Here is a 25,136-nt window from a genome sequence, read left to right on the forward strand (position 1 = left end):
TCGCACTGGCAAGGTATACTTAACTGCCTGAATCCTGTATATATAACATAAATACTTGATAATCAAATAGTTGCATTTTATGCAAATAGCGAGTCTATGTCCTTAAGATGCAGGGCTTGAACCCAGTCCTGCTCTGCACAGCCAGGTGTTCGAACTCGCCGGTTGCTTTGGTTTTGTCTATACTGCGGGCTGCGGAGGCATCATCAGACTTTCATTCGGCTGGGTTTCCTTTGGTATGCGGGCTATTGTCCCGCTATGATCTTGTAATACACTATGGCTCATTTACTTATCGTCCGGCACGGGCAGTCTGTCTGGAATCTGGAAAACCGTTTTACCGGCGAAACCGACGTCGATCTGTCGCCGCTAGGCGAACAGGAAGCCCTGCGCGCCGGGAAACTACTCAAGCCGCATCCGGTGGATGTTGCCTACACCTCCGTTCTGAAACGAGCCATTCATACGCTGGCCATCATCAAGGTGCAAACCGGCTGGCTGGATCTGCCCGTGATTCGGTCGGCGGCGTTGAACGAGCGGAATTACGGATTGTTGCAGGGCCTGAACAAAGCCGAAGTAGCCAAAAAGTATGGTGCTGAGCAAGTTGCGCTCTGGCGCAGAAGCTACGACGTGGCGCCGCCGCAGGGCGAAAGCCTAAAAGATACCTACGAGCGGGTCGTGCCGTATTACACCGCCCAGATAGAGCCCCAGCTACGAGCCGGCAAAAGCGTGCTGATTGTGGCGCACGGCAACAGTCTGCGCGCCCTGATGATGCATCTGGAGCAAATCAGTCCGGAAAAGATCGCGCTCGTCGACTTGGCCACAGGCGTTCCGAGGCTATATGAGTTCGACGCATCGCTTCGGATCGTGGAAGCAAGCTATCTGCCTCATCGTAAAGGCGTTGTGTGAGCTTGGCATGACTCCACGGTTGCAGCCAGTTGACCAACTGCGTCGCTCGCCGCTGTGAAGAGGGGCGAGGGAGCGGATTTGCATCAGCGGAGGCTGGGAATTTCACGGTGGGATTTACCGGAAAAAGCGGTCGGCCCGGAATAGTGTCGAAGGTTTTGTTGCGCCGGACGATCGTTGCTTGGTGAAGCGGCCGTTTGCTATTCCGCCGGAAATCAGTATCTTATCTCCCCCATCAAGCTCCTTACGCCATGAATTCCACCCTGCCAAGTCCGTTTTCGGGTGTCCGCACCTGTGTGTTGCGGCGCTATCTGACGCTGCGCTACCAACTGCTTTCGGCTCCGAACGGAGCCGCCAAAGCGGCCCAACGCGCCCGCAAACGGCGCAAGAAACAAGCGAAGCAGGAGCGGCTGCGCAACTTCTTTGCTTGGTGCGCGGGCTTCGAAGCTTACGGCTCCATCTTTTAGCACCGCTTCTCCAAAGCCGCTTTGGTTAGGAAAAGCCTGAGCGGCTCTGTTACTTGGCGGCCGTTACTTCAATTTCCACCAACAGGTTGGGGAAAGCCAGGGCTTTAACTTCGACCAAGGTACTGGCCGCCCGGCATTGGTGCTGGGCCAGCCGGTTGACAACCGCGCCGTACTGGGGAAAGAAGTCGGCAATGGAAGTCGTGAAGTAATTGAGCCGTACCACGTGGCTCCAGTTGTAACCCGCCGTCGTCAATACTGCTTCCACGTTGTCGAGGGCGGCGCGCAATTGCCCGGCCATGTCGGCCTCGACTGGTGTGCCGTTGGCATCCATGGCGGCTTGTCCTGCGCAGTAGAGCGTGTGGTGGGCCTGGGTAACTTCTACGGCCTGCGCATACCCGAGTTGATCTTGCCAATGCCAGGGATTAATGAGGGTCTTTTCCATCGTAGGTGCTGAACAGAAGAGCCAAAGCTTAGAAAAGGGAACGGCGCAAAGTACGCGTTGGCAACGGTGCGGCGGTATCGCATAATCATGTGGTTATCAGGGTTATGCGGATGTAGCTTGGCGGCGCATTTACAGAGGTGGCTTGTTTGGCGCACTGAGCAGAGTACATTGGGTTGCCAGACCAGTTTTCCTCTATCTATCCGTTCTGTATGAGTCTTTTCGATATGGTATCCCACCTGTCTTCCGGCGGCCAGTTGCAGGAAGCCCAAGAGCTTCTCAATCAGTTGGTTGCGTCTGGCCTGACCGATGAACAACAGGCCCTGGTGCACCGGCTGCGCGACCTGCTCGATAGCTTGGCCAGTAACAACACCCTCGGCTTGTTTTTGTAACACGGGTGGAAGCGGCCAGCGCCTCGCAGCCGAAGAAGGAGCGACGCTTGTCGGTGCCTCGCTCTTCTGCTCTCATTGGTATGGGCTGCGGCTGCAGGCGGCCTCAGGGCTTCTGGGCCGCCGCGGGGAGTGCGCGCCACTTGATGACGTGGTACACGGCGCGGGTGCGGCCCACGTTTTGGATGCTGTGCATCAGGTTGGGCGCTTGAAAGATCACCGACCCCGGCCCTACCTTAGTGAAGGCCCCCTGAACCAGAGCTTGCACCGTGCCTTCCTGCACGACCATGAGTTCTTCCTCCGGGTGCTGATGAGCTGCATGGGCAAACTCGCCAGGATTCAGGGTGGTTACGTGGATTTCTAGGTTGGCCAGCGTGTGGGTAGGCCCATCCAGAACCGTGCGCTTTTCGCCCACGGCCGTAGGCGTGACCGGCATACGGCTCCACTCATAAGCGGCCGAGGACAACAAGGGCTGTTGCCGGGTCATTGCCATTACCAGAGCCAGCGGTAGGCTCATTACCAGCACCGTGCCGGCCACCAAGCGGCGTTCTCTCGTCGTCATTGCGTTCTGCGAAAATATCCCGCCACCTGTCGGCGGGAGCATATGCCAACTTACGCATTTTACACTACCTGCCGTGCAGCCGCGCCCGCTTCCACGCTCGGCGTCAGCTGGTGCTGAACTTGTTGGAAGACGGGCGGACCCCATGTAAATGAAAAAGGCCTTCAGTGCAATACTGAAGGCCTTTTCTGTGGTCGCGCCAGGAATCGAACCTGGATCAAGAGCTTCGGAAACTCTTATACTATCCGTTGTACGACGCGACCCGATCGAAACAGATATGCGGCAAAAGTAGAGAGAAAAATATGGCCTGCCAAACGCGCATTGCATTTGATGAAAGCAGATAGGTAAGCGCGAATGCAGATTGCATAACTAAAAAGGCAGTAAGGGAGTTAATCTAACTCAACTCCGACAACCCACAATCCAATCACCTAACTATATGAAAAAGACCCTGTATACGGCTGATGCTACGGCCGTTGGTGGCCGCAGCGGCCACGTGCGTTCCTCTACCGGTATCATCGATATGGAGATGTCGGTGCCCGCTGGTTTGGGCGGCAAAAAAGGCGCTACCAACCCCGAAGAGCTGTTTGCGGCTGGGTACGCGTCGTGTTTTCAGCAAGCGTTGTTGGTAATTGCACAACGCGCCGGCGAGCGGCTCGACCCGCAAACGACCGTACAATGCTCCGTGACGTTGTTTCAGGACGGCGAAGCATATGGACTCAGCGCCGTGCTCGACGTAGATCTGAAATCCGTTGCTCCTGAAAAAGCGGTGGAAATGGTCAACCAGGCCCACCAGATCTGCCCGTATTCGGTCGGTACGCGCGGCAACATGGAAGTAGAGCTGAAAGTAGCTGGCGCTCAGGTGCCCGTATCGCCGGAAGACAATGCAGGCGTTGCTCAAAACGGCCAGCAAGCGGCAGCCAGCAACGTTGGGAATGCCTAAACTTAGAATGGAGCAAGTTTGCTTCTGACAGGCTATTCTATACAAAAAGCCCCGTTCGGTGTACCGAACGGGGCTTTTTGTATTTATTTGACAACCAAGCAGTTACGCGCCTTGGCTTGCCAGTACTTCTTTTACCTTCTGGGCAGCGTCCTTCAGTAATACGGCCGAGAACACTTTCAAGCCCGATTCGTCGATGATGCGAGCGCCTTCCTCGGCGTTGGTGCCCTGCAAGCGCACGATGATCGGCACCTTGATGTCGCCGATGTTTTTGTAGGCTTCTACCACGCCGTTGGCCACGCGGTCGCAGCGCACAATGCCGCCGAAAATATTGATCAGGATGGCCTTCACGTTCGGGTCTTTCAGGATGATGCGGAAACCGGCTTCTACGGTTTGTGCGTTGGCCCCACCTCCTACGTCGAGGAAGTTGGCCGGCTCACCACCCGACAGTTTGATGATGTCCATGGTAGCCATGGCCAAACCGGCGCCGTTTACCATGCAGCCCACGTTGCCGTCGAGCTTCACGTAGTTTAGGTTCGACTCCGAAGCTTCAACTTCCAGCGGGTCTTCTTCTTTGATATCGCGCAGGGCGGCGAAATCCTTGTGCCGATAAAGGGCGTTGTCGTCGAGGTTTACTTTGGCGTCAACGGCCAGAATCTTGTTGTCCGAAGTCTTCAACACGGGGTTGATTTCGAACATGGCAGAGTCGGTTTCGTCGTAGGCTTTGTAGAGAGCCGTCACAAACTTCACCATTTCCTTGAACGCATCGCCCGACAGGCCCAGGTTGAACGCGATTTTGCGGGCCTGAAAACCTTGCAACCCAACGCGCGGATCAACGTGCTCGTGGTGGATTTTCTCGGGGTGTTGCTCGGCAACTTCCTCGATGTCCATGCCACCTTCCGTCGTATAAATGATCACGTTCTGGCCCGTAGCACGGTCCAGCAACACGCTCATGTAATATTCTTTTGGCTCCGAAGCGCCAGGGTAGTACACGTCCTGCGCCACAAGCACCTTGTGTACTTTGCGGCCTTCAGCGCCGGTTTGTTTAGTAACTAATTGCATACCAATGATTTGGCTTGCAATGTCTTTTACTTGCTCTAGGTTTTTTGCCAGTTTCACGCCGCCCCCCTTGCCGCGGCCACCCGCATGAATTTGGGCTTTGATCACGTGCCAGCTCGTGCCGGTTTGCTCGGTAAGCTTCTTGGCAGCTTCTACTGCCTCCTCGGGCGTTTCGGCCGTGATGCCTTCCTGCACGCGGACGCCGTAGCTTTTCAGAATTTCTTTACCCTGATACTCGTGAATGTTCATAGAGGTCAGTTGAGTTGGATTTCGGGGTGGTTGAGGGCACGAAAGTAGGCAATAATAGTGGGGGAAGAAACAAAAGCCATGCGAGGTAGGCCGCGCTCCGAGCGCATTCAGCCTTGAAGTTCGTCAGGCGCGGCTTTTACCGCCCGTACCAGCGGGCCATGACTTGTTCGGCGGGCTTGTGTTGGGGTGTAAAATCGAGGTGCCGGCGAGCGGGGCCGTCGGCCGCAAGGCCGGGGTACCATTTCCACACAAACAGGCCTTTGAACCACGGTTTCGACCAAAACGTCTCGAACAGCGCTTCGTAGCACGCTGCCTGCGTTTGCTCGTCGGGCGAAGCAAAGACGGCCATGTTATCGGGCCATTTCCACGGCTCGACGGCGGCATCGGCAGTGGTTTTGTAACCGGCCTCCGTGAAAATAATGGGTTTGTTGAAACGCTTCTGAATGCGTTCGATGGCGGCCAGATGCGGTTTCCAGCCGGCCAGCAGCGTGGCTTTATCGGGGCTATTAGCTTGACTCAGAGGGAAATAAGCCTGAATGCCAATGAAATCCAGCGCGTCCCAGAAACGGATCTTTTCGTATTCGCCGCTCCAATTGGCAGCATACGTCAGCGGGCCGCGATAGACTTTTCGCACCTGCCGGATGAGCATTCGCCATTCGGCTTCGTGCTCCGTGGAAGCGTGTAGCAATTCGGTGCCAAGGCACAGAGCGTCAAAGTGCTCTCGCTCAGCAAGTTGTGCGTAATGCAAAACAAACCTTGTGTAATTCGCAAACCACGCCTGCCAATCGGCCGCCGATTGCATTTGTACGTCGCCGGGCCAACTCCCTCCGCTGCCTTGCACCCACAAATGCGGCTTGAGCATCGTGCGAATGCCGTGCTGGCGGGCCAGCTGTGCGGTATAGGCCAAGCCGCGGTCACTTTCGCCCCAATAGCCGCGATTGCCTACGCCAGTGTTCATGCCGATTTCGGGTGAGGTAGCGCCGCGCTGCCAGCCAAAGGGTGTCTGGACTATCCAAGTGACGTGATTGCGGATGAGGGGCTCCAAATCGGCATCCGTAACCGAATCGCCGCCAACCCAACTCACGCCGCGAAGCCGTCCGTCGGCGTAAATGCTGGGGTTAGGAGCCGTAGGGGCAGGGGCCGCCGACAAATCGGCGGTTGGGGTGTGCGGTTTCCACCACCAGCGGGCCGCACCAACCAGCAGTACTGCCGGCACCAGCCACCAGAAGCGGCGCACGACCAAGGAAACTCGCATAGGCGGCAGGAGGAAAGGCATGAACCTAGCGTCAAGATAAGGCTGGGCCCCGACTAATGCGCCTGGCAAGGGCCCAATAATTGTCTGCCGCGAATCGGGGGCATACTACAGACAACTCCCTACAATGCGTAGATTTGTTTCTTGAAGTAGGCTCACCATTTTACGCTATCCCCTTTGCTGCAAGCCATTAACATTCATAAGAGCTATAACACGCTGGAAGTGCTCAAGGGCATCGACTTGACCATCGAGAAGTCGGAAATCGTGTCCATCGTGGGGTCGTCGGGGGCTGGCAAAAGCACGTTGCTGCACATTCTGGGTACGCTGGACGACCCGGACATGGGCGAAGTGCTGTTCGATGGCGAATCGGTCAGCTCGCTCAAGCGCTCGGATCTGGCGCGGTTTCGCAACCGGCACATTGGCTTTATCTTCCAGTTTCACAACCTGTTGCCTGAGTTTACGGCCCTCGAAAATGTGTGCCTGCCAGCCTATCTGGCGGGGCGCTCGGAGAAAGAAACCCGCGTGCGAGCCCGCGAATTGCTTGGCATGTTGAACTTGGAGCGCCGCGCCGACCACAAGCCCTCCGAAATGTCGGGTGGAGAGCAGCAGCGCACAGCCGTGGCGCGGGCGCTCATCAATTCGCCCGAAATCATCTTTGCCGACGAACCTAGCGGTAACCTCGATTCGCAGAACGCCCAGGAATTACACCAGATCTTCTTTCTGTTGCGCAAAGAACTGGGCCAAACCTTCGTGATCGTGACCCACAACGAGCAGCTTGCCGAGATGGCCGATCGCAAGATCATCATGAAGGACGGATACATCTCGGAGTAACTTCTTGATTTAAAAATCGTTATAAGCCTGTTGGGTCTCGGCCTGACAGGCTTATTTTTTGGCTCCTGCATGTGATGCGCCCGTTTCCGATCCGGGCCATAGATTGAACCTGCCGCGCTGTTCCGGAACAGTGCGGCAGGTTTGTTTACGCACGCTCCTGAATGAATGGGTCAGCCGGCTGTAAAGCTGAAAACAGCCGGGCAACGCCAAATTTTTTGGCCCGATTTTCTCTACTAATCCTGTTAGAATAGAGATTTTTGAATCTTATTTGTAAGTACTTGATTATCAGTGTGAAAATTTACTAAAAAATAGGTACATTTTCGCACTAAAAGACCGGCCACTTGGTTAGGTAATAGAACAACAAAACGTACTACAGGGAATTAATAACAAGACCATGAACGAGGTAACCAAAAACACCAAGGATCAGGTTCGGAAGAACAAAGTGGAGAGCTACGACATTGCTCGCTCCGATGAGACGCTGGATCTGGCTAAGGACCTGGCGAAGTTCATTAAGGAGAATAAACTTTCGACCTCGGTTCAAGGCAAAGACTATGTGAACGTGGAAGGCTGGCAGTACGCCGGCTCGCGCTTGGGCATTGTGCCCATCGTGGACCACGTCATCAATGTATCGACCGAAACAGAAATAAAGTACCAAGCCAAGGTCACGCTATTTGACCTGCGCTCGGGCCATACCGTAGGTGCTGGCTTTGCTATTTGCTCGAATAAAGAGTCGGGCAAGAAGTTCTACCAGGAGTTTGCCATCATGAGCATGGCGCAAACGCGCGCTATCGGCAAAGCATACCGCAACATTCTGGCTTGGATTATCCGGGCCGCTGGTTACGAGCCTACTCCGGCTGAAGAGATGGAGTACGGCGGCAACTCGACCGATGCGAAGGTGAGTGCCAATGCTGTGACGCCGGCTGCTGCCCCAGCTGCGCAGCCTGCTGCCATGAAAGCCGTGCCCGCTGAGCCTGTTGCGCCTGCTGCCGAGGCTCCTGCTACCACTGCCGTTGCGTACGCCACGGCACCGCAGAAGGAAGAGATCATCCGTTTGCTTAACCATCCGGTGATCACGCGTCAGGAGAAGACCAAGATGTTGTTGAACATCAACCGTTTGGACGAGGAGCGTGCCACGCAAGCTATTGCGAAGCTCAAGAAAGCGATCGACGACCGTGAGAACGGCGAGTCGGCTGCTGCTTAAACAATCTTCTTATCTCAGCATACAAAAGCCCGGTTCCGGTAGGAGCCGGGCTTTTTGTTTGCGAAGCGGCTGCGTTACGGCTTCAGTTTCCCACGCAGTGGCAGTACCTTCGTAGTCCGGCCAACCCCTGCACTGCTTTGCCTTTACCCACCGACGATATCCTGCTCCTGCTGCGCCAGCACTGGGGACACTCGGCTTTCCGGCCGATGCAGGAAGATATTATCCGGTCGGTGCTGGCTGGGCAGGATACGCTGGCGTTGCTGCCGACAGGCGGCGGCAAATCCATTTGCTTTCAGGTGCCGGCTATGGCGCGCGACGGCATTTGCGTGGTAGTGTCGCCGCTGATTGCCCTGATGAAAGACCAAGTCGAGCGGCTGCGCTCACGCGGCATTCGGGCCGAGGCAGTGTATGCCGGCATGAGCCACCAGGAAATTGACCAGACACTCGACAACTGCGTTTACGGCCCGGTGAAGTTCCTGTACGTATCGCCGGAACGCCTGCTGACTGAGATGTTTCGGGTGCGCGTCGCCAAAATGAAAGTCAATCTGCTGGCCATCGACGAGGCGCATTGCCTTTCGCAGTGGGGCTACGATTTCCGCCCGCCTTACCTCCAGATCGCCCAGCTGCGGGAGTTGGTGCCCAACGTGCCCGTCATTGCGCTCACGGCTACGGCCACGGAGCAGGTCCGGCAGGATATTGTTGAAAAGCTGCATTTCCGTGCCAATTACAAGGTTTTTCAGCAAAGCTTTGCCCGCCCAAACCTGTCGTATTCGGCGCTGCAAACCGAAGACAAGCTGCGCCGCCTGCTGGAAGTTATCCGCGGCGTGGGAGCCGACAAAACCAGCATCGTGTATGCCCGTACGCGCCGCCAAACCGAGGAAACGGCCTCTTTTTTACAAAAGCATCAACTAGCCGCCGCTCCTTACCACGCCGGTTTGCCCGCCGAATTGCGCCACCGTACCCAGCAGGACTGGATGCAGAACCGGACGCGTATCATTGTGGCTACCAATGCGTTCGGAATGGGCATCGACAAGCCCGACGTGCGGCTGGTGGCCCACCTGGAAGCTCCGGATTCGTTGGAAGCCTACTACCAGGAAGCCGGCCGTGCCGGTCGCGACGAGAAATACGCCTTTGCCGTGCTGCTCGTCGGGCCACACGATGCGAGCGACTTGCGCCGCCGCACCGAACAGGCGCATCCGCCCCTGGACACGGTACGGCGCGTGTACCAAGCGCTGGCTAACTTTTCGCGGACGGCCGTGGGTGGCGGCGAGCTGGTGGCGTTTGACTTTGACATTCAGCCCTTTGCCGAAACGTACCGCGTCAAGCCGTTAGACGTGCACAATTCGCTGCGCACGCTGGAACGGGCCGGTTTCGTGCAGGTAAACGAAGCCGTGACCACCCCGGCACGCGTGCACATTCCCATCGACCACAACGATCTGTATCGGTTTCAAGTGGCTAATGCCCAGCACGACAAGCTGATCAAATCGTTGCTGCGCATGAACGGCGGCGAGATCTTCGCGGGCTTCCAAACGATCTCCGAAAACAGCCTTGCCACGCACCTGCGGCTGAGCGTGGTGGATGTGCGCAAGATGCTGCTGTTTTTGCACCGCTCTGGCATTATTCACTACCAGCCGCGCCACGATTCGCCCCAGGCGCTGTTCACCACGCCGCGCTTCGACGCCGACAAACTGCCTCTCGACCAGCCGCGCCTGAAGGCCGCACGCGAATTGGCCTTGCAGAAAACCGAGGCCGTGATCAGCTACGCGGCCGGTGGGCGCTGCCGGCAGCAATTGTTGCTGGAGTATTTCGGCGAGGAAAACGCGCCTGCCTGTGCCATTTGCGATTATTGCCTGGCTCGCAAAAAACAGCAGGCCGCCGCGCCCACTTTGCCGCTTCGCGAGCAGTTGGTGGCGCTGGTAAAAGCGCAGCCGCAAACGCCCCGCGAAGTCCTGACGCATTTCGTGCCCAGCCAAGCCGCCGCCGTCACGGAATTGATCCGTGAGTTGGTGGACTTAGGCGAGCTTCGCTATACAGACGAAGGTCAATTATATAAGTAATTAATAGTCAATTACTTATATAATTGATCTTCCTGATTCTATAACCGTAATCATGTGTCGAAAACAAACAGCCCCGGCCACCCACTAAAGGGTAACCGGGGCTGCGCTCATCCATTCGGCAGGGGGCTAATCCTGCAAAAAGGCACTGTAGAAAGTACTATGCAATTTCCTGGCCGATCTTGCGGCCGAGGTTACTGATACTACGGCAATCCGCCGGAAAGGATCGGCTGATTTGCCTTGACCGCTTATTTTTTCAGGAGCTCGAGTAGCGCTTCGGCAGCTGGCTCCGACGAGGCCGGGTTTTGGCCCGTGATGAGGTTGCCTGCGCTTACCACGTAAGGCTGCCAATCACCAACTTTCGAGTAGTTGCCGCCAGCATTTTTAAGCTCGTCTTCCACCAGAAAAGGCACAATGTCAGTTAGTTGTACTGCTGCTTCTTCGGTGTTGGTGAAGCCCGTAACCGACTTCCCTTTAACCAGCAGTGAGCCGTCGGGGGCTTTTACGTGGCGCAGCACGCCGGGCGCATGACACACCGCCACCACCGGTTTTCCGGCCGCAAACAGCGTTTCAATCAGCTTTATCGACGTGGTATCTTCTGCCAAATCCCAGAGCGGGCCGTGGCCGCCGGGGTAAAAAACGGCATCAAAATCGGCTGCCGAAATGCTGTCGAGCTTGACGGTGTTGGCTAGGGCTTTTTGCGCATCGGCGTCTTGCTTAAAGCGCTTGGTTGCTTCGGTTTGCGAGTCGGGTTCGTCGCTTTTGGGATCCAGCGGAGGTTGCCCGCCTTTAGGAGAGGCCAACGTCAGGGTAGCCCCGGCATCTTTGAAAACGTAATACGGAGCCGCAAATTCTTCCAGCCAGAAGCCGGTTTTCTTGCCCGTATCGCCCAACTGATCGTGGGAGGTCAATACCATTAATATGTTCATGATTCTGAGGTGTATAGGTCGGAGTAAGCAAGCTTATTCCGAGTGAAAAAAATGGTTTTACGCCAGCAAACGGTAAAACGTCACCTTGCGCTCAGTTAGCAGCGGCACAATCTGGCCGACTACAACCTGCTGGTAATGAGCCGATTCGCGGTGCGCTTGCAGGGCGGCGTCATCGGCGTATTGCTCGTAAACGAAGAAGCGGCTCGGCTCATCGGGCGACTGATGCGCCAAGTAAACCAAGTTGCCGGGCTCGTGCTCGCGTACGGCCACGGCGGCTTGCAGCAGCAAGCGGCGGACGGCTTCTTCCTGGCCCGGCTGCACTACCCACTCGGCTGCAACGCAGATAACATTTTCGGGAGTGATCATCAGCGAGTTACAGGCTCATGGTGAGAATCTCCTGTACGTCGCGGGGCTGAATATCGCCACGTTCGCCCAGGTTTTTGGGGCCGCGCTGCTCGAAGCGCTCCACAATGTGCTGAATGGTATCAGGACCTACTGCATAGTCCGAAAGCCTGGTTTTGATATCCACCGACTCGAAGAAGCGAACCGTGGCCTGCACCGTGGCCTCGACGCGCTCGGCGGGCGTGCCGCTGGTAATGTTCCAGACGCGCTCGCCGTACTGAAGCAGCTTGGCTTGCTTGCTTTCTTGTTTATAGCGCAGCAGCGATGGCAGCACCACGGCCAGCGTGCGGGCGTGGTCGATGCCGTACAGCGCCGTCAGCTCGTGCCCGATCATGTGCGTAGCCCAGTCCGTCACGACGCCGGCCGACAGCGTGCCGTTCAGCGCGTTGGTCGCCGCCCACATGAAGTTAGCCATCGCATCATAATCCTGCGGATTTTGCAGCACCTTGGGGCCTTCTTCGATCAGCGTGAGCAGCACTGCCTCGGCTTGCCGATCTTGCAGCGGCGAGTTGACGGGGTAGGTGAGGTACTGCTCCAGCACGTGCGTATAGGCATCCACGATGCCGTTGCTGATCTGGCGTGGCGGCAGTGAAAACAGTGTTTCGGGGTCCAGAACCGAGAATTTGGGGAACGTGTGCGGGCTACCGAACGAGAGTTTTTCCTTGGTCGATTCGCGGGTAATCACGGCGCCGGAGTTCATTTCCGAGCCCGTGGCGGCCAGCGTCAGCACGGCCCCGAAAGGCACCGCGCTTTGGGCTTTCACCGTGGCTTTCTGGCTCAGCAATTCCCACGGGTCGGCGCCTTCGTAGCGGATGGCCGCCGCGATAAACTTAGTGCCGTCGAGCACGGAGCCACCGCCAACCGACAGGATGAAATCGACGTTTTCGGCCTTGGCCAGCGCCACCGCTTTCATCAGGGTTTCGTAGTGCGGGTTGGGCTCGATGCCGCCAAACTCCACCACTTCAAACTCGCCTAAAGCGGCTTTTACTTGGTCGTAAACGCCGTTTTTGAAAATGCTACCGCCGCCGTACGTGACCAATACTTTGGCGCCCACCGGAATTTCCTTCGCAACGGCCGGGATCTGGCCTTTGCCGAAAATGATTTTGACGGGATTATAAAACGTGAAGTTTTTCATGGGTAATCTGGAAAATGCAAGCGCGCCGGAGCGCGTCGTTAGGAACGGGAATAGTCGGCTACTTTCACCAGCTGCTTGCCGGTGTTTTCGCCCTTAAACAAGCCCAGGAAAGCCTGCGGAATCTGGTCGAATCCTTCGGTAATCGTCTCTTCAAACTGAAGTTTGCCTTCTTGCAGCCACTGGCTCAGGGCCTGCACGCCTTCCGGGAAGCGCTCAGCGTAATCGCTTACGATAAAGCCCTTTAGCAAGGTGCTGGTTTTCAATAGTTTGGGTTCGGGCCGTGGGCCCTGTGGCTCTTGCGTAGCGTTGTAGTGCGAAATCTGGCCGCAGAGGGCAATGCGCGCGTGCTTGTTGAGCAGGTCATACACCGCGTCGGAGATGGCGCCGCCTACGTTGTCGAAATAGCAATCGACGCCATCAGGGCAGGCTTCGGCCAAGGCTTGCGCAATGTCAGGAGTGGTTTTGTAGTTGATAACTGCATCAAAGCCAAGCTGTTGCAGATACGCTACTTTGTCGTCGGAGCCGGCCGTACCGACCACCCGGGCACCTTTTATTTTGGCCAACTGGCCTACCACCGTGCCTACGGCGCCGGCCGCGCCCGAAACCACAACCGTCTCGCCGGCTTTCGGCCGGCAGATGTCCAACAGTCCGAAGTAGGCCGTTAGGCCCGGCATGCCCAGCAGGCCCAAGAAATAGCTGATGGGCGCCCCGTCCGTAGGGAGCGGGTTGAGCCCTTTGCCATTGGAAACCGTGTGTTCGCTCCACGGCAGGTTGCCCAACACTACGGTGCCTTTCGGTAAGCTATCGTTCTGACTATCTACAACTTCCGCTATCACGCCACCCGAAATGGGCTCGCCTACTTCGAAAGGCGGAATGTAGGATTTGCCCTCGTTCATGCGGCCGCGCATGTATGGATCGACCGAGACATAAAGCGTTTTGAGCAGGACTTCGCCCGACTGAAGCGGCGGTATTTCGGCGGTTTCGAAGCGGAATTGGGCGGCCGAAGGTTCGCCTTGCGGCCGGTTGGCCAACAGAATGCTGCGGGAATTCATAGCGGGGTGGGAAAAGTGAAGAGGATAAAATGCATCTGTCATCCCAGCGGAGGAAAAGCTCCTCGTCGGGATGACAGAAAGGGTGCTGAATGCAGCGGAGAGGCGCCCGGCTTAGTTTACCGTCGTGTTCAGGTGCACGTCGATGTTGCCGCGGGTAGCACGCGAGTAGGGGCAAACCTGGTGCGCTTTAGCGACCAGTTCCTCCGCCTGCTGCTGGGTGAAGCCAGGGATGTTTAAGTTCAGGGCTACTTCGAGGCCGTAATTGTCGCCGTCTTTGCCGAAGCTCACTTGCGCGTCTACGGTACTGCCGGTGATGGGCATCTTGCTCATGCGGGCCACCAAGTTTAGGGCGCCATCGAAGCAGGCTGCATAACCAGCGGCAAACAATTGCTCGGGGTTGGTAGCACCCGTTTTGCCGGGGCCGCCCATTTCTTTCGGAGTGCTCAACGGCAAGTCAATGACATTGTCGCTGGAGATAGCGCGGCCGTCGCGGCCGCCGGTGGCCTTCGCAGTGGCCGTGTAGATTTTTTGGATGCTCATACTGAGGCAAATAGGCCTGCCTTGGATTAGGCAAGCAGGGTTAAAAGGTGTTTCAATTGATCGCGGAAAGCGGCCATTTCCTCGGGCGTCATGGCTAGTTTGATGGCCATCTGCTCCGGTATCTGGCAGGCCCGCTTTTGTAAGGCCCGCCCGGCCGGCTGCAACGAAATAATGACGGAGCGCTCGTCCTGCGGGTCACGGCGGCGGCTGACCCACTGCTTCTGCTCCATGCGCTTCAGCAGCGGCGTAAGCGTACCGGAGTCTAATAAAAGCTTGTCACCTAACTCTTTAACAGTCAGTTCGTTGTATTCCCAGAGCAGCATAAACACGAGGTACTGCGGATACGTCAGCTCCAAGGCCTGCAAGTAAGGCTGATAGGCCTTCGTCAGCATGCGCGAAACGGCATAGAGCGGAAAACAGACTTGGTTTTCCAGCTTCAGCAGAGAATACGGTTGGTTTTCAGCTTGTTCGCTCATGGTGTCGGTAGGATAAACGAGTTTGATTGCGTAATGTTTAATTGTGTACAACCAAATATACAAAAAATTAGCCAACTATCTGGTTTACAGAGGCAAAACTTTGCTCAATAACAAACAAAAAAGGGAGCCGACACCGTCGGCTCCCTTTCACTACTGCTGGTAAAGCGTAGATTATTGCTGCTGGTAAGCCGTCATGCCACCTACTAGGTTGCGCACGTTGCTGAAGCCCCGCTGCGCCAAAAACGCCTTGGCCGAGGCCGAGCGCCCACCGCTTTTGCAATGCACAATAACTTCTTGATCCTTAAGATCTTCCAGTTCATCTACTTTTTCGGGGAGCGAGCCCAACGGAATGTTCTGACTGCCGTCGATGCGGGCTTCTTCGTGTTCCCAGTTTTCGCGCACGTCGATGATGGTGGGCTTTTCGCCGGCTTGCTGGCGCTGCTTGAGTTCGGCGGGGGTGATATCAGGCATATGCTAAAAGGTTGATTATGAAATGGTTGTGTTGATAAACGGACTGTTTGTTACTTGGTCAGTACCAAGCGTTTGGCTACGGTAAGGCCATTGGGCAGGCTTAATTGCACAATGTACACGCCAGCCGGCAGTTGACTTAGATCTAGCGTGGCGTGGCCGGCCTGGGCGGCGGGTTGTTGCCACACGGCTCGGCCCAGCGCGTCTGATACGGTTGCTTGGGTAAAACGGCCCTGCACATACACGATGCCATTGCTAGGGTTGGGATACAAGCCAAAGCTTGCGGCCGTACGCGAATCGGCCACCGCCGTCGCGACGCCGTTGGTGAGCACGGGCCGCATTAGGGGAGCGCCAGCCGGACTTGTCTGAGTAGCGCTCCAGGATTGTTGAGCGTTGTAAAACAAATAGTTAGCCGGAGGGGCGCTGTTCAAATCCAACCCAAACTGCACAAACTGGCTGATGGAGGCCTGCCCATATCCCACGTAAAACGTGCCGGTTACGGGCACGGGCGCATCAAACGGAATCTCCACAAAACCATTGCCACTAGGGGCCTGCGCCGCGATGGTGAAGCTCTTGGTGGCTTTGGGCTGCGCGGCGGGCTGGTCGGCAGCGGGGTCCTTGTCCCACACATTGATGGTGATGGCACGACCGGCCGCATTGGGCAGCACAGGGTAGATGCGCAGGGCCCGCACGTAATCGCTTTTGTTCAGGTCGATGCGATACGCAAAGTAGCTGGCCGGGCCACTAGCGAGCGCCGGCAGGCTCACCGCTGCCTCCGCGGTGCCATCGTCATAGGCGTAGTAATCAGCGAGTTCCGTGACGCGGGAGATCGAGTCGTTAGGAATTGTAAGCGGATCTTGCTCGTTGGTTTGGAGCACAATGTTGTGCCGGATGCGTTTGGCCTCGCCACTTAGCGGAATGGCCGCACTGCCCCCCCGAACATCGCCTGCAATGGCCGCCTGCTGCTGCGAAGCCGGCAGCGACTGGTTGCCTTTCAGGAAAGTAGCCGCAGGCCCGGAAGGCAGCACCTGCAACGTGCCCGACCACGTTATAGGCGTTGGGGCCGGTCCTACATCGAAGTTATTAATGGTGGTCGTGGTGCGGTCGTTAAGCTCGTTGGTTGGGGTCGGGTTGGCGTTGTACTGCCAGTAAGGCATTGCTGCATAACGCTTTAGCGGGCTCGTTAGCGGGGCACTGGTGGAGATGTCGCGGTACGACGAATCGGCGGCGCTGCGGTTGCGGTCGAGCTTGATGTAGTCGAGGCTCCAGGCGTCGCGGGTGGTGCCCAAGTTGCCGATCGAGCGAAAGCGGAATTGGAAAGTGCTGTGCAGGTACTGCGGCTGATCAATGGCTATCAGCTTCTGCCGGAAGGCTTTGCGCTCGCCGGTGCTGCGCATTTCCCACACCAGCTGCCAGCGTTGGGCATTGTCCAGAAACTCCAGCTGTAAAGCTACGGGCTGCGTGCCGCTGTTGGTTTTGGCAGGACCTACGATGCTGCCGACTTGCCAAAAGAAGCTCAGATACACGCGGTTAGAAGCCGTGAAGCCGTTCAGGTTAAACGGTTGCGACGTTAGGGTATCGGTATCGCTGTAGGCCGACGAGCTGCCGTAGGGCTGGCCGTTGGCCTTGAGGCCATCCAGGGTCACGACGCCCCGCGACGGTGGCGCCACCGGAAAGCGGTTGTTGACCAGCGCGCCGCTACGTTGCCACCGATCCGGATTTGGTTGGCCTTCGCGAGGCGTGGTAAAATCCTCGAAGAACGGCAGCGTGGCCTGCGTACCACGACGGGCGGTATTGGTAGTTGGCGTGGCCCCCCGGGCTGCATCCGTCGGGAGCGGTGCAACTACTTGGGCCTGTGCGGCAAACGGCAGCAGCAACAAGAGTAGATATTTCGGGCAGATCATCGCAGCAAGTTACGCAAGCCGAACGCGCACGGTCGCAGTTTAGTACGGGCGCTTACGCCGATCCGACTTTGAAAAAGCAGTTAGTGACCGGTGGCTAAGCGCCTGCTACCTAAAAATAAAAACGTCGCCCGAAATTCTGGCTTCCGGCGACGTTTTATAATTAATTGATAATCAAATAGTTGTGGTAATCAATTCACTGGAGTGAGTGGTGCCTTGCCCGCAATCCACAAATCCACGAGTTGACCGGTTCGGATGGTGGAGCCGGGCGCAGCTACGGGGCGCTGCTTCACCACGGTGCCTTCCTGCTGCCCTTCTTCGGGCGCTTGGTAGAAGGTTTCACCTTTCAGTAGGCCTTGGCCCACCAGCAGCGTAACCGCTTCGTCCTCTGGCATATTCACAACGTTCGGCACCGGGAATTCTTGGTTTCCTTGTCCGTCGCCAACCACTAGATCGACGCGGGTGCCCTTGGCGATGGGTGCGCCCGCCGCGATTTCCTTACCGTTGACCAGTTGCTTTAGCACCGAATTCTGCGCCAAATCAGGCACAAACTCGATTTTGCCTACTTGCAAATCGTAGCTCTTCAGGATCATCTGCGCGTTCTTCACTGAGCCATCCACCAGCTTCGGCATTTTGATTACCGGCGGATTTTTCATGCTCACCGAGATGTAAATCTTGCGGTCTTCCTTGACGCGCTCGCCGGGTGCCGGGTCCTGCGTGAGCACTGTAAATGGCTTAATGGTAGGATTATACGTGGAGTCATCAACGAAATAGCGCAGGTTCCTTTCGTCGAGATAGTCTTCCAGATTATCGACGCGCATGCCCGTCACTTTGGGCACCACGATGGTTTCGCCGTGGTTGGTGGTAAGGGGCAGGTAGATGAAAAAGAAGCCGAAAAGCAACGCGGCCCCGCACAGCCCAATCACCAGCAGGTGCTTCAGAACGTCGAGCGGAGTATCCGATTTAAGAAAAGCCATCAAAGGAAAAGCTAGTAGTTACGAGCTGGAAAATTAGAATTAAAAGGCTGGACTGTGTGCGCTAGTTTTTAGCCAACTCTCGTTTTGCATTGCGCTCTTTGCCAAACTCCAGAATCCGGTCGATGAAATCGTAGGGAGTGTAGCCGTTGAGGGCGGTTTGGTGGAAGATGCAGGTCGCGGGCGTCATACCAGGTAACGAATTGACCTCGATAATCAGTACCTCTACGGCACCCGTTTCGCGCACCCGCACGAAGGCGTCGATGCGGGCGTAACCTTCAATGTGCAGCACTTCGGCTACGCGGCGCAATTCCTGTTTTACTTCGTCTGAAATGCGCTGACGCTCAGCTGGCTCGGGGGCGTAGCGGGCGGGCGTGATGTTTTGGCCTTCCCCCGCCAGGAACTTCTCTTCCAAGCTGAGTACTTCCCCGGTAGCCAGCGCCTCCGACGCTTCAAATACCTCAATCACGAGCTTGCCGTCGGCGCCCCAGTGCGTGAGCAGGCCGCCCGTGATTTCGAGGAAGTGCTTGGCTCCGTCGCGCTCAATCAGGGTTTCGACCAAGAATACGTCCTTTTGAGGAAATTCTTCTTTGAAGCCCAAGTGCAGCGTAGTGGCCTCGGCGGGCATCAAATCTTCCTGGCTTCGGAAAATCAGGCGCGTGAATGCTTCCAGCTCCGCGCGGTTCTTGATCTTTTTCACCGCCGATGAGCAGCCATCGTCCGAAGGCTTGGCAATGAAAGGATAGTGAAATTGCGTTTCGAGGCTGCGGTAGAAGCCTTCCGGATCGGCGTCCCATTCGAGGCGGGTTGCCAGTCGGTGTTCGGCCACCCGCAGACCGGCTTCGCGCAGGCGGCGGTTGGTTTCGAACTTGTTGATGGTTACGCTGCTGGACTCCACGCCCGAGCCGTTGTACGGCAACCCGTACTGTTCCAGTTCCTTCTGCAACGCGCCGTCTTCGCCGGGACGGCCGTGCAGCGCAATAAATACCTCGTCTACCATTTCGGCCAATTCCTCAAAGGAAATCCGGCGCGGCTGGGCCGTAGGTTGGCCCGCATACGTGCTCGTGATGGCGTCGGCCTCGCGGCGGATGCGTTCTAGCACCGGGTGCAGGCTATGACCGGCTTCGGCATGCTCAATTTTCTCGCGAATGTCGTCGGCGTTGTCCTTGAGCATCACGTTGATAGGCAGTACGTACAGCTTGTGTTCGTGCGCCGAGCCCGTCAGGAAAACCGGCACCGGCTCGTATTTCACCGACGACGACAGCTTCTCGTAAATGTTGCGACCGCTTTCTACCGAAATGTGCCGCTCCGACGAGTAGCCGCCCATAATCACGGCTACTTTCGTGCGCTGCCGCTCCTCGTGCTGGCGCGAAGCCACCGCCTCGTCGAGTTGCCTTAACAACTGGCCCAGGCGCACCGGATGCATGCCGCCCCGGCGCCGAGCAGCCAAGGAAGTACGAATCAGATAAGTCAGGAACTGCGAAGGGTTGAGGCCAATTTCGGCCGCTTGGTGGAAGAAGAACGAAGCCGGCAACATGCCCGAAGTCGTATTCGGGTCGTTGAGAAAAATCTGGTTTTCAGCTTCTTCCGATTTCAAAGGACTGAAAAAGCCATCCAAACGCGCGTACACCTGGAAGCCGAACGTGCGGAACATCTCCTCACAGGCTTCGCGAATGCGCTGAATATCCGCCTCCGGCAAATCGATGGGCGTGACTTTGCGCGACAAGCCCGGCAGGTATTTCGAGCGGTAGTCAAACATTTCCTCGCCCTTCACGATCTCGGTAGGCGGCAAAGCCAGCGGATTGCCTTGGGGGTCTTCCACTACAATGCACGAAAACTCCCGGCCGGCCACAAACGACTCTACCAACACGCGGGCTTCGCCGTCGACGTTGGTGAGGCGCACCTGCTCGGCGGCTTGGAATTTCTTATTAAGCGTATCTATCAGATTATCAGGGTGATAGATAATGGTGGTTTCTTCGTCTAAAACAACGGGCAGGCCGATCCCTTCGCGGATATCGGTCAGCTGCTGCACCCACGCGAGGCGTTCGCGCTCGGAAAGGCCCTGCCACTCCTCACGGGTGAGGGTTTTGCGAAACAGGCTCCGTTCGATGGCCGCCTGAAATTTTTCTACGCTGGCTTCGCGCAAGATGGAAACGCCGATGCTCGAACCTTGGCGCGGGGCCTTGAACACCAGCGGCAGGCCCAATTCGCGCACCAAGTAGTCGAGCGTAGCGACGGGGTTGGCTTCGTCCCATTCTTCCGCCGTGATAATGCGGAAGTCTGGCGTGGGCCGGTGCAGAGCTTTGAGTAGGTTTTTCTGCGCGATCTTATCGATGCCAAAAGCCGAGGGCAGAATGCCGGAACCCGAATACGGAATGCCATACCATTCGAGCAAGCCCTGAATGGCGCCGTCTTCGCCGCCGGGGCCGTGTAGCGCCAAAAACGCAAAGTCCATCAGGTCAGCGAGTTCGTGCGGCAAAATACGGCGGCCTACTTCGCTAATGATGCGGTCTTGCTCCTCGATGGTCAGTTCACCCAACGACTCGAGGTACACCTGCAACTTGTGCTCCGAAGCCGGCAGCGCCGACACCGGCGGATAGAAGTCGCGAATGGTGCCTTTATAGATATAGTGCCAGTCGAGCAGAATGAAGTTGCCCCGGCTATCGACAAACACAGGCACTGGCTGAAACAGCGCCTTGTCGAGGTTATCGTATACGGTGCGGCCGCCCGCAAAAGAAATTTCCCGCTCGCGCGACGGGCCGCCGAAGAAGATGCCTATTTTCATACGTGCTGCAAAGGTAGGGCAATGTTGCGTAAGCTTGGTAGGGCTTTGGCGCGCCAACCGGAGGCCATCAAGTCCGGAAAATATCCTCGCGTTCCTACATCTTGCCGCAGAAGCTGCGAAGCCTATTAAGCTTATACTACATTCGCGCCGTATAAGGCTCCATCTAACCTTTTCGTTCCTTCTATGAAAACCCTCGACCAGTACAACTTCGCCGGCAAAAAGGCGGTGGTACGCGTGGACTTCAATGTGCCGCTCGACAGCGACTTGCGCATCACCGACGACACCCGCATCCGGGCCGCGACGCCAACCATCAAAAAGATCTTGGCCGACGGCGGCTCGGTGATCCTGCTTTCGCACCTGGGGCGCCCGAAAGGCGGCCCCGACAAGAAAAACTCGCTGCGCAGCCTCGTGGCGCGCTTGCAGCAGGAATACGGGCAGGAAGTGAAATTTGCCGACGACGTAATTGGTCAGGAAGCGCAACAAATGGCCGCCAATTTGCAACCCGGCGAGATTTTGCTGCTCGACAACGTGCGCTTTTACAGCGAAGAAGAAGCCGGCGACCCCGCCTTTGCCGAGAAACTCTCGCACCTCGGCGACGTGTACGTCAACGATGCTTTCGGCGCGGCGCACCGCAAGCACGCTTCCACTGCCGTGATGGCTCAGTATTTTAAGCCCGAAGATCGGATAGCTGGATATCTGCTTCAGGGTGAGATAGATAACGCACACCGCGTGCTCACCAACCCCGAGCGGCCGTTCACGGCCATCATGGGCGGCGCCAAAATTTCGGACAAGATCCAGATCATCGAGCAACTGCTGGATAAGGTTGATAACCTGCTGATTGGCGGTGCCATGGCCTATACTTTCGCCAAAGCCGAAGGCGGTTCGACGGGCCGTTCGCTGGTCGAAAATGACAAGCTGGAATTGGCCCAGAGCCTCATCCAGAAGGCCAAAGAAAAGGGCGTGAACCTGGTGCTGCCCGGCGACAGCGTCATTGCTACGGCTTTCTCCAACGACGCCGACATCGATCAAGCCGGCAACCACGCCATCCCGGCCGACTGGATGGGCTTGGACATCGGTCCGGAGTCGCGCGAAATCTTCGCCGAAATCATTCGCCAGTCCCGAACTATCCTGTGGAACGGCCCGATGGGCGTGTTTGAGATGTCGAATTTCTCGCTCGGAACGCGTTTTGTGGCCAGCGCCATTGCCGAGGCTACGGCGGCCGGCGCCTTCTCGCTCATCGGCGGCGGCGACTCGGCCGCGGCGGTGCACCAGTTGGGTTTCGCCGACAAAGTCTCCTATATCTCGACCGGCGGCGGTGCCCTGCTCGAATACATGGAAGGCAAAGAGCTGCCCGGCGTAGCCGCGCTGGAAGGGCGTTAGGCCTGATTTCTCACAAACCAGAAGCCCGATTTCTTCCGCCGTGCTGGCGGAAGAAATCGGGCTTCTGGTTTATCTAGGTAGTTCGCCTCTTTTATAGTCTATATGTTCGTGAATTAATATAAATACTTGGTTATAAACCAGTTACATTAATTTACGAAAGGCGCTTCCAACTCGTGACCCATGCCTTGCAGGGTTTCGGAGTGGCGGCCGGTGAGGCGTACGGACAGGGCGTGGGCTTCGGCTTCGTTGAGCACGTTTAGCTCGCGCAGCCACCGCAAACGGCTGAGCTGCAACTCGATAGGTCCTAACGGGTTGATGCGGCCGTAGTGGTGGCGCAGGTACGATTTGGTCTGGGATTCGAGGGCCTCGGCAAAGCGGTACAGCTCGGCGCGCTGGCCAGGGCGGTCGGCCAGCGTAATGTTGAGCCGAGCTGTGGAAATGGTAAATTTCTTCCACCAGTTCTGCAAGCCGTAGTACACAATCAGGCCCAGCAGCCCCCCGATCAGGAAAGCGCCCGTCCAGAATTCGTCAGTAGATTGACCCTGAGCAAGTTGCTTGCTGAAAATATCTTGGCCGCCGAGCAGGAGCGCAAACAGCACCCCGGCCAGCGAGCGCGTGGGTACGGCACTGCGGCGTTGCACCGCAATCGGCAGAAGCTCCTCGTAGGGCATTTCTACCTCCAGGGCGTCGTGGCCGTTGAGCTCTTTTTTGCGGACGTACAGGCCGTGCGGGCGCAGGGCCAGCAGGACGTCGCCGCCCAGTAATTGATGTTGTTCGAGAACCATAGAAAAAAGCGTTGGCAAAGATGGCCAACCAATCCGTAACGCACCCGGAAAAGTACGCGCCGGCTATTGCAAACTCACCCGAAGGGCGACGGGGAAAAGCATAAGATAAAGATTATCAGCATGACCCAGCCCAATACTTTACGCGCCGGACTCAGCGGCCGCTCGTCGGCGGCCGGCGGATGGAAAATGCCGGTTATGCGACCCAGCAACAAGCCAAATACCAGCCAGCCGGGGTTGCCTTCGAGGCCTGGCAGGGCCACGGTTAGGGCCAGCTGCGCCGACCACACGCCCAGCGCCAGCAGCAACGCCCGCCGCGATGTGGGCAGCGTCCGCCGGAATACCACGAACAGGTAGAGCAAGTACGGCGCGGCCCCGTACAGCCACACATCGGCGGAGCTGTGTAGGGTAAACAACCCCAGCCCGGCATAGAAGATGAAGCTGATAAACAGGATCACCGACAACCGATTGAAGCGGCGGAAACCCAGCAAGCCGTATAGAATATGCCCACCGTCGAGCTGGCCGATGGGCAGCAAGTTGAGAGCCGTAAAGAACAGTGCCAGTGCGCCCGCTAGTAGGATGGGATAATGCATCAGCTCATTGGGATGTGGCAAAAGCCCCGGATCGGCAAACCAATATTCTAACAATCTGTATAAGAGGGGCTTAGCAAGCGTCAGCCCCTGCCCAGCGCCGCGGTATACATGTTGCGCGTAGTCGGCTCCGTAAGCGCGGTACTCCGGGTGAATCTGGAATACATACTCCACGGGCGGCAGGTGCGTGAAGCCGTAAATCAACACCGGCACGGCTACGATAAAGCCCGCCAGCGGCCCAGCCAAGCCGATATCGAAGAACTCTTTGCGCGAAAAAATGCGGTCTTTAATGCGAATTACCGCCCCGAAAGTGCCGATGGTGTTGAATACGCCCGTAAAAAAAGGAATATAGTAGGGCAGCGTCGCACGCACTTTGTAGTGCCGCGCCGTGAAATAATGTCCAAACTCGTGCACCGTCAGCACGCCCAGGAACGGCAGCGAAAACAGCAGTCCGCGCTGAATTTCGGCGCTGGAAAGCCAGCCGCTCAGCTTAACGGCATCGCCTTGCAGAAAAAAGGATTTGCCCGTAATCCATTCGGCTCCTGCTAATGTTGTGGTTATCAGGGTGATAACAAACAGCAGCAAATGCAGTCCGTACACACGCCAACGCGGCGGAGCAGGGCGTTCGTAGCGGACAAACTCGACGGGCAGCGCTGGCTCGGGAGCCGGGGCATCAGGCAGTGGCAGGAGTGAAGGCACGGATGGCGGCAGGAAGGGCTTCGGTAAGCGTGAGCGGCGGCGCCAGGTGCAAGGTCTGCAAGCCTAGGCGCCGCGCAGTTTCGATGTGTTGAAAACTGTCTTCGATGAAAAGAGTTTCTTCCGGCTTCCAGTTCATTTCGCGCAGGGCGTGGTGAAAAATGTCGTCGCCGGGCTTGCGCAAGCCTACTTCCTGCGAATAAAAAACGCGATCGAGCGCATCAGCAATGCCGTGCTCAAACCCGTACGTGGTGGCTAGCCGACGGTTAATCTCCTCAATATGAATGTGATTGGTGTTGGAGAGCAGTGCCGTTTGGTGGCCTTGGGCGCGCAGTTCGGAAATCAGGGCCAAACGGTCGGCGGGCACGTCGAGCAGCATGGCGTTCCAGGCCGCATCAAGCTCTTCGTCGGTGCCCGTCAGCTCGTAGCCTTGGCGCAAGCCATCGCGAAACTCGGCCGGGGAAAGTCGTCCGGTTTCCATGCGATCAAACAAATCGGACTGGTGCTGCTGGTTGAATTCGATGGTGCTGCCCGCTGCGCTAAACTGCCGCATGGCCTCCAAGGTGAGCTGATAATTGATGTTGATAATAACGCCTCCGAAGTCAAAAAGCAGGTTGGGCAAACGGCGAAGCAAAGTCATGGGCAAGTCAAAAATTGGAAATTCGAACGCAAAACTCGTAGTTTGCACTGCC

General features: G+C 57.0%; 25 protein-coding genes and 1 tRNA gene. 8 read left to right on the forward strand and 18 right to left on the reverse strand.

Features of this window, described 5'->3' with window-relative positions:
- Positions 1 to 273 precede the first annotated feature (273 nt).
- Both H9I52_RS03205 and H9I52_RS03210 read left to right on the forward strand, forming a co-directional pair.
- Positions 274 to 900 (forward strand): 2,3-bisphosphoglycerate-dependent phosphoglycerate mutase, encoded by a 627-nt coding sequence (locus H9I52_RS03205; protein WP_187452629.1) that lies wholly within the window; start codon positions 274 to 276, stop codon positions 898 to 900.
- Positions 901 to 1,148: 248 nt separating this feature from the next.
- Positions 1,149 to 1,364 (forward strand): hypothetical protein, encoded by a 216-nt coding sequence (locus tag H9I52_RS03210; RefSeq protein WP_187452630.1) that lies wholly within the window; start codon positions 1,149 to 1,151, stop codon positions 1,362 to 1,364.
- 49 nt (positions 1,365 to 1,413) lie between these two features.
- Here H9I52_RS03210 and H9I52_RS03215 read toward each other — a convergent pair whose 3' ends face one another.
- On the reverse strand, positions 1,414 to 1,806 hold the full coding sequence (locus H9I52_RS03215; RefSeq protein ID WP_187452631.1) for a RidA family protein: 393 nt from the start codon (positions 1,804 to 1,806) through the stop codon (positions 1,414 to 1,416).
- Positions 1,807 to 2,015: 209 nt separating this feature from the next.
- Here H9I52_RS03215 and H9I52_RS03220 point away from each other — a divergent pair, with 209 nt between their 5' ends.
- A complete protein-coding gene (locus H9I52_RS03220; RefSeq protein WP_139514105.1) occupies positions 2,016 to 2,195 on the forward strand; it encodes a hypothetical protein in 180 nt (59 codons plus the stop codon).
- A gap of 103 nt (positions 2,196 to 2,298) precedes the next feature.
- Here H9I52_RS03220 and H9I52_RS03225 read toward each other — a convergent pair whose 3' ends face one another.
- Entirely contained in the window at positions 2,299 to 2,754 is a 456-nt protein-coding gene (locus H9I52_RS03225) for a cupin domain-containing protein (protein WP_187452632.1), read from the reverse strand.
- 188 nt (positions 2,755 to 2,942) lie between these two features.
- A tRNA-Arg gene (locus tag H9I52_RS03230) sits at positions 2,943 to 3,014 on the reverse strand.
- Between the two features lie 173 nt (positions 3,015 to 3,187).
- Here H9I52_RS03230 and H9I52_RS03235 point away from each other — a divergent pair.
- A complete protein-coding gene (locus tag H9I52_RS03235) occupies positions 3,188 to 3,691 on the forward strand; it encodes an Ohr family peroxiredoxin (RefSeq protein ID WP_187452633.1) in 504 nt (167 codons plus the stop codon).
- Between the two features lie 102 nt (positions 3,692 to 3,793).
- On the opposite strand, the gene sucC is transcribed toward H9I52_RS03235, so the two are convergent.
- Positions 3,794 to 4,996 (reverse strand): ADP-forming succinate--CoA ligase subunit beta, encoded by a 1,203-nt coding sequence (sucC, locus tag H9I52_RS03240; RefSeq protein WP_187452634.1) that lies wholly within the window; start codon positions 4,994 to 4,996, stop codon positions 3,794 to 3,796.
- Positions 4,997 to 5,132: 136 nt separating this feature from the next.
- Positions 5,133 to 6,251, reverse strand: a complete 1,119-nt coding sequence (locus tag H9I52_RS03245) for a glycoside hydrolase family 113 (RefSeq protein ID WP_187452635.1) — start codon at positions 6,249 to 6,251, stop codon at positions 5,133 to 5,135.
- A 174-nt stretch (positions 6,252 to 6,425) separates the two neighbouring features.
- On the opposite strand from H9I52_RS03245, the gene H9I52_RS03250 reads away from it, so the two are divergent.
- The 3 genes from H9I52_RS03250 (at position 6,426) to H9I52_RS03260 (ending at position 10,337) form a co-directional block, all read left to right on the forward strand.
- Positions 6,426 to 7,079 carry an ABC transporter ATP-binding protein gene (locus H9I52_RS03250; RefSeq protein ID WP_187452636.1) on the forward strand — a complete coding sequence of 218 codons (654 nt, stop codon included), beginning with the start codon at positions 6,426 to 6,428 and terminating at the stop codon, positions 7,077 to 7,079.
- A 394-nt stretch (positions 7,080 to 7,473) separates the two neighbouring features.
- Entirely contained in the window at positions 7,474 to 8,280 is an 807-nt protein-coding gene (locus tag H9I52_RS03255) for a hypothetical protein (RefSeq protein WP_139514078.1), read from the forward strand.
- A gap of 137 nt (positions 8,281 to 8,417) precedes the next feature.
- Complete coding sequence (locus H9I52_RS03260) at positions 8,418 to 10,337, forward strand: ATP-dependent DNA helicase RecQ (protein WP_262385928.1); 1,920 nt, start codon at positions 8,418 to 8,420, stop codon at positions 10,335 to 10,337.
- A gap of 245 nt (positions 10,338 to 10,582) precedes the next feature.
- Here H9I52_RS03260 and H9I52_RS03265 read toward each other — a convergent pair whose 3' ends face one another.
- The 10 genes from H9I52_RS03265 to H9I52_RS03310 all read right to left on the reverse strand — a co-directional run bounded on the left by H9I52_RS03265 (position 10,583) and on the right by H9I52_RS03310 (position 20,996).
- Positions 10,583 to 11,263 carry a type 1 glutamine amidotransferase domain-containing protein gene (locus tag H9I52_RS03265; RefSeq protein ID WP_187452637.1) on the reverse strand — a complete coding sequence of 227 codons (681 nt, stop codon included), beginning with the start codon at positions 11,261 to 11,263 and terminating at the stop codon, positions 10,583 to 10,585.
- A gap of 57 nt (positions 11,264 to 11,320) precedes the next feature.
- Complete coding sequence (locus H9I52_RS03270; RefSeq protein ID WP_187452638.1) at positions 11,321 to 11,629, reverse strand: putative quinol monooxygenase; 309 nt, start codon at positions 11,627 to 11,629, stop codon at positions 11,321 to 11,323.
- Positions 11,630 to 11,636: 7 nt separating this feature from the next.
- A complete protein-coding gene (locus tag H9I52_RS03275) occupies positions 11,637 to 12,800 on the reverse strand; it encodes an iron-containing alcohol dehydrogenase (protein WP_187452639.1) in 1,164 nt (387 codons plus the stop codon).
- Positions 12,801 to 12,838: 38 nt separating this feature from the next.
- Entirely contained in the window at positions 12,839 to 13,852 is a 1,014-nt protein-coding gene (locus tag H9I52_RS03280; protein WP_187452640.1) for an NADP-dependent oxidoreductase, read from the reverse strand.
- Positions 13,853 to 13,963: 111 nt separating this feature from the next.
- Complete coding sequence (locus H9I52_RS03285) at positions 13,964 to 14,392, reverse strand: organic hydroperoxide resistance protein (protein ID WP_187452641.1); 429 nt, start codon at positions 14,390 to 14,392, stop codon at positions 13,964 to 13,966.
- Positions 14,393 to 14,418: 26 nt separating this feature from the next.
- Positions 14,419 to 14,868, reverse strand: a complete 450-nt coding sequence (locus H9I52_RS03290) for a MarR family winged helix-turn-helix transcriptional regulator (protein WP_187452642.1) — start codon at positions 14,866 to 14,868, stop codon at positions 14,419 to 14,421.
- A gap of 171 nt (positions 14,869 to 15,039) precedes the next feature.
- Positions 15,040 to 15,339, reverse strand: coding sequence for a rhodanese-like domain-containing protein (locus H9I52_RS03295; RefSeq protein WP_139514071.1), 300 nt, complete (start codon positions 15,337 to 15,339; stop codon positions 15,040 to 15,042).
- Between the two features lie 50 nt (positions 15,340 to 15,389).
- Positions 15,390 to 17,240: a T9SS type A sorting domain-containing protein gene (locus tag H9I52_RS03300; protein WP_187452643.1), complete on the reverse strand. Its 1,851-nt coding sequence runs from the start codon at positions 17,238 to 17,240 to the stop codon at positions 15,390 to 15,392.
- Between the two features lie 188 nt (positions 17,241 to 17,428).
- Entirely contained in the window at positions 17,429 to 18,214 is a 786-nt protein-coding gene (locus tag H9I52_RS03305; protein ID WP_139514069.1) for a PASTA domain-containing protein, read from the reverse strand.
- Between the two features lie 61 nt (positions 18,215 to 18,275).
- Positions 18,276 to 20,996 carry a D-alanine--D-alanine ligase gene (locus H9I52_RS03310; RefSeq protein WP_187452644.1) on the reverse strand — a complete coding sequence of 907 codons (2,721 nt, stop codon included), beginning with the start codon at positions 20,994 to 20,996 and terminating at the stop codon, positions 18,276 to 18,278.
- Between the two features lie 183 nt (positions 20,997 to 21,179).
- Here H9I52_RS03310 and H9I52_RS03315 point away from each other — a divergent pair, with 183 nt between their 5' ends.
- Positions 21,180 to 22,376: a phosphoglycerate kinase gene (locus H9I52_RS03315; RefSeq protein ID WP_139514067.1), complete on the forward strand. Its 1,197-nt coding sequence runs from the start codon at positions 21,180 to 21,182 to the stop codon at positions 22,374 to 22,376.
- A gap of 146 nt (positions 22,377 to 22,522) precedes the next feature.
- Here the strand turns inward: H9I52_RS03315 and H9I52_RS03320 are convergent, their stop codons facing one another.
- From H9I52_RS03320 to H9I52_RS03330, 3 genes are all read right to left on the reverse strand, one after another.
- Positions 22,523 to 23,161, reverse strand: coding sequence for a hypothetical protein (locus H9I52_RS03320; protein WP_187452645.1), 639 nt, complete (start codon positions 23,159 to 23,161; stop codon positions 22,523 to 22,525).
- A gap of 74 nt (positions 23,162 to 23,235) precedes the next feature.
- The gene (locus tag H9I52_RS03325; protein WP_316247996.1) at positions 23,236 to 24,447 is read right to left on the reverse strand and encodes a site-2 protease family protein; all 1,212 of its coding nucleotides are present in this window, start codon (positions 24,445 to 24,447) and stop codon (positions 23,236 to 23,238) included.
- Complete coding sequence (locus H9I52_RS03330) at positions 24,422 to 25,084, reverse strand: HAD family hydrolase (RefSeq protein WP_187452646.1); 663 nt, start codon at positions 25,082 to 25,084, stop codon at positions 24,422 to 24,424. Before H9I52_RS03330 ends, H9I52_RS03325 begins: the two co-directional genes overlap by 26 nt.
- Positions 25,085 to 25,136 lie beyond the last annotated feature (52 nt).

The organism is Hymenobacter sp. BT491 (assembly GCF_014349165.1).
GTDB lineage: Bacteria > Bacteroidota > Bacteroidia > Cytophagales > Hymenobacteraceae > Hymenobacter > Hymenobacter jejuensis.

Bases quoted from the DNA above. Each gene is read 5' to 3' on its own strand.
- H9I52_RS03210 (WP_187452630.1), top strand. From the start codon at position 1,149: ATGAATTCCACCCTGCCAAGTCCGTTTTCGGGTGTCCGCACCTGTGTG.
- H9I52_RS03320 (WP_187452645.1), bottom strand. From the start codon at position 23,161: ATGGTTCTCGAACAACATCAATTACTGGGCGGCGACGTCCTGCTGGCC.
- sucC (WP_187452634.1), bottom strand. From the start codon at position 4,996: ATGAACATTCACGAGTATCAGGGTAAAGAAATTCTGAAAAGCTACGGC.
- H9I52_RS03225 (WP_187452632.1), bottom strand. From the start codon at position 2,754: ATGACGACGAGAGAACGCCGCTTGGTGGCCGGCACGGTGCTGGTAATG.
- H9I52_RS03280 (WP_187452640.1), bottom strand. From the start codon at position 13,852: ATGAATTCCCGCAGCATTCTGTTGGCCAACCGGCCGCAAGGCGAACCT.
- H9I52_RS03215 (WP_187452631.1), bottom strand. From the start codon at position 1,806: ATGGAAAAGACCCTCATTAATCCCTGGCATTGGCAAGATCAACTCGGG.
- H9I52_RS03255 (WP_139514078.1), top strand. From the start codon at position 7,474: ATGAACGAGGTAACCAAAAACACCAAGGATCAGGTTCGGAAGAACAAA.
- H9I52_RS03265 (WP_187452637.1), bottom strand. From the start codon at position 11,263: ATGAACATATTAATGGTATTGACCTCCCACGATCAGTTGGGCGATACG.
- H9I52_RS03235 (WP_187452633.1), top strand. From the start codon at position 3,188: ATGAAAAAGACCCTGTATACGGCTGATGCTACGGCCGTTGGTGGCCGC.
- H9I52_RS03330 (WP_187452646.1), bottom strand. From the start codon at position 25,084: ATGACTTTGCTTCGCCGTTTGCCCAACCTGCTTTTTGACTTCGGAGGC.
- H9I52_RS03305 (WP_139514069.1), bottom strand. From the start codon at position 18,214: ATGGCTTTTCTTAAATCGGATACTCCGCTCGACGTTCTGAAGCACCTG.
- H9I52_RS03295 (WP_139514071.1), bottom strand. From the start codon at position 15,339: ATGCCTGATATCACCCCCGCCGAACTCAAGCAGCGCCAGCAAGCCGGC.
- H9I52_RS03310 (WP_187452644.1), bottom strand. From the start codon at position 20,996: ATGAAAATAGGCATCTTCTTCGGCGGCCCGTCGCGCGAGCGGGAAATT.
- H9I52_RS03315 (WP_139514067.1), top strand. From the start codon at position 21,180: ATGAAAACCCTCGACCAGTACAACTTCGCCGGCAAAAAGGCGGTGGTA.
- H9I52_RS03245 (WP_187452635.1), bottom strand. From the start codon at position 6,251: ATGCGAGTTTCCTTGGTCGTGCGCCGCTTCTGGTGGCTGGTGCCGGCA.
- H9I52_RS03285 (WP_187452641.1), bottom strand. From the start codon at position 14,392: ATGAGCATCCAAAAAATCTACACGGCCACTGCGAAGGCCACCGGCGGC.
- H9I52_RS03220 (WP_139514105.1), top strand. From the start codon at position 2,016: ATGAGTCTTTTCGATATGGTATCCCACCTGTCTTCCGGCGGCCAGTTG.
- H9I52_RS03275 (WP_187452639.1), bottom strand. From the start codon at position 12,800: ATGAAAAACTTCACGTTTTATAATCCCGTCAAAATCATTTTCGGCAAA.
- H9I52_RS03300 (WP_187452643.1), bottom strand. From the start codon at position 17,240: ATGATCTGCCCGAAATATCTACTCTTGTTGCTGCTGCCGTTTGCCGCA.
- H9I52_RS03290 (WP_187452642.1), bottom strand. From the start codon at position 14,868: ATGAGCGAACAAGCTGAAAACCAACCGTATTCTCTGCTGAAGCTGGAA.
- H9I52_RS03205 (WP_187452629.1), top strand. From the start codon at position 274: ATGGCTCATTTACTTATCGTCCGGCACGGGCAGTCTGTCTGGAATCTG.
- H9I52_RS03270 (WP_187452638.1), bottom strand. From the start codon at position 11,629: ATGATCACTCCCGAAAATGTTATCTGCGTTGCAGCCGAGTGGGTAGTG.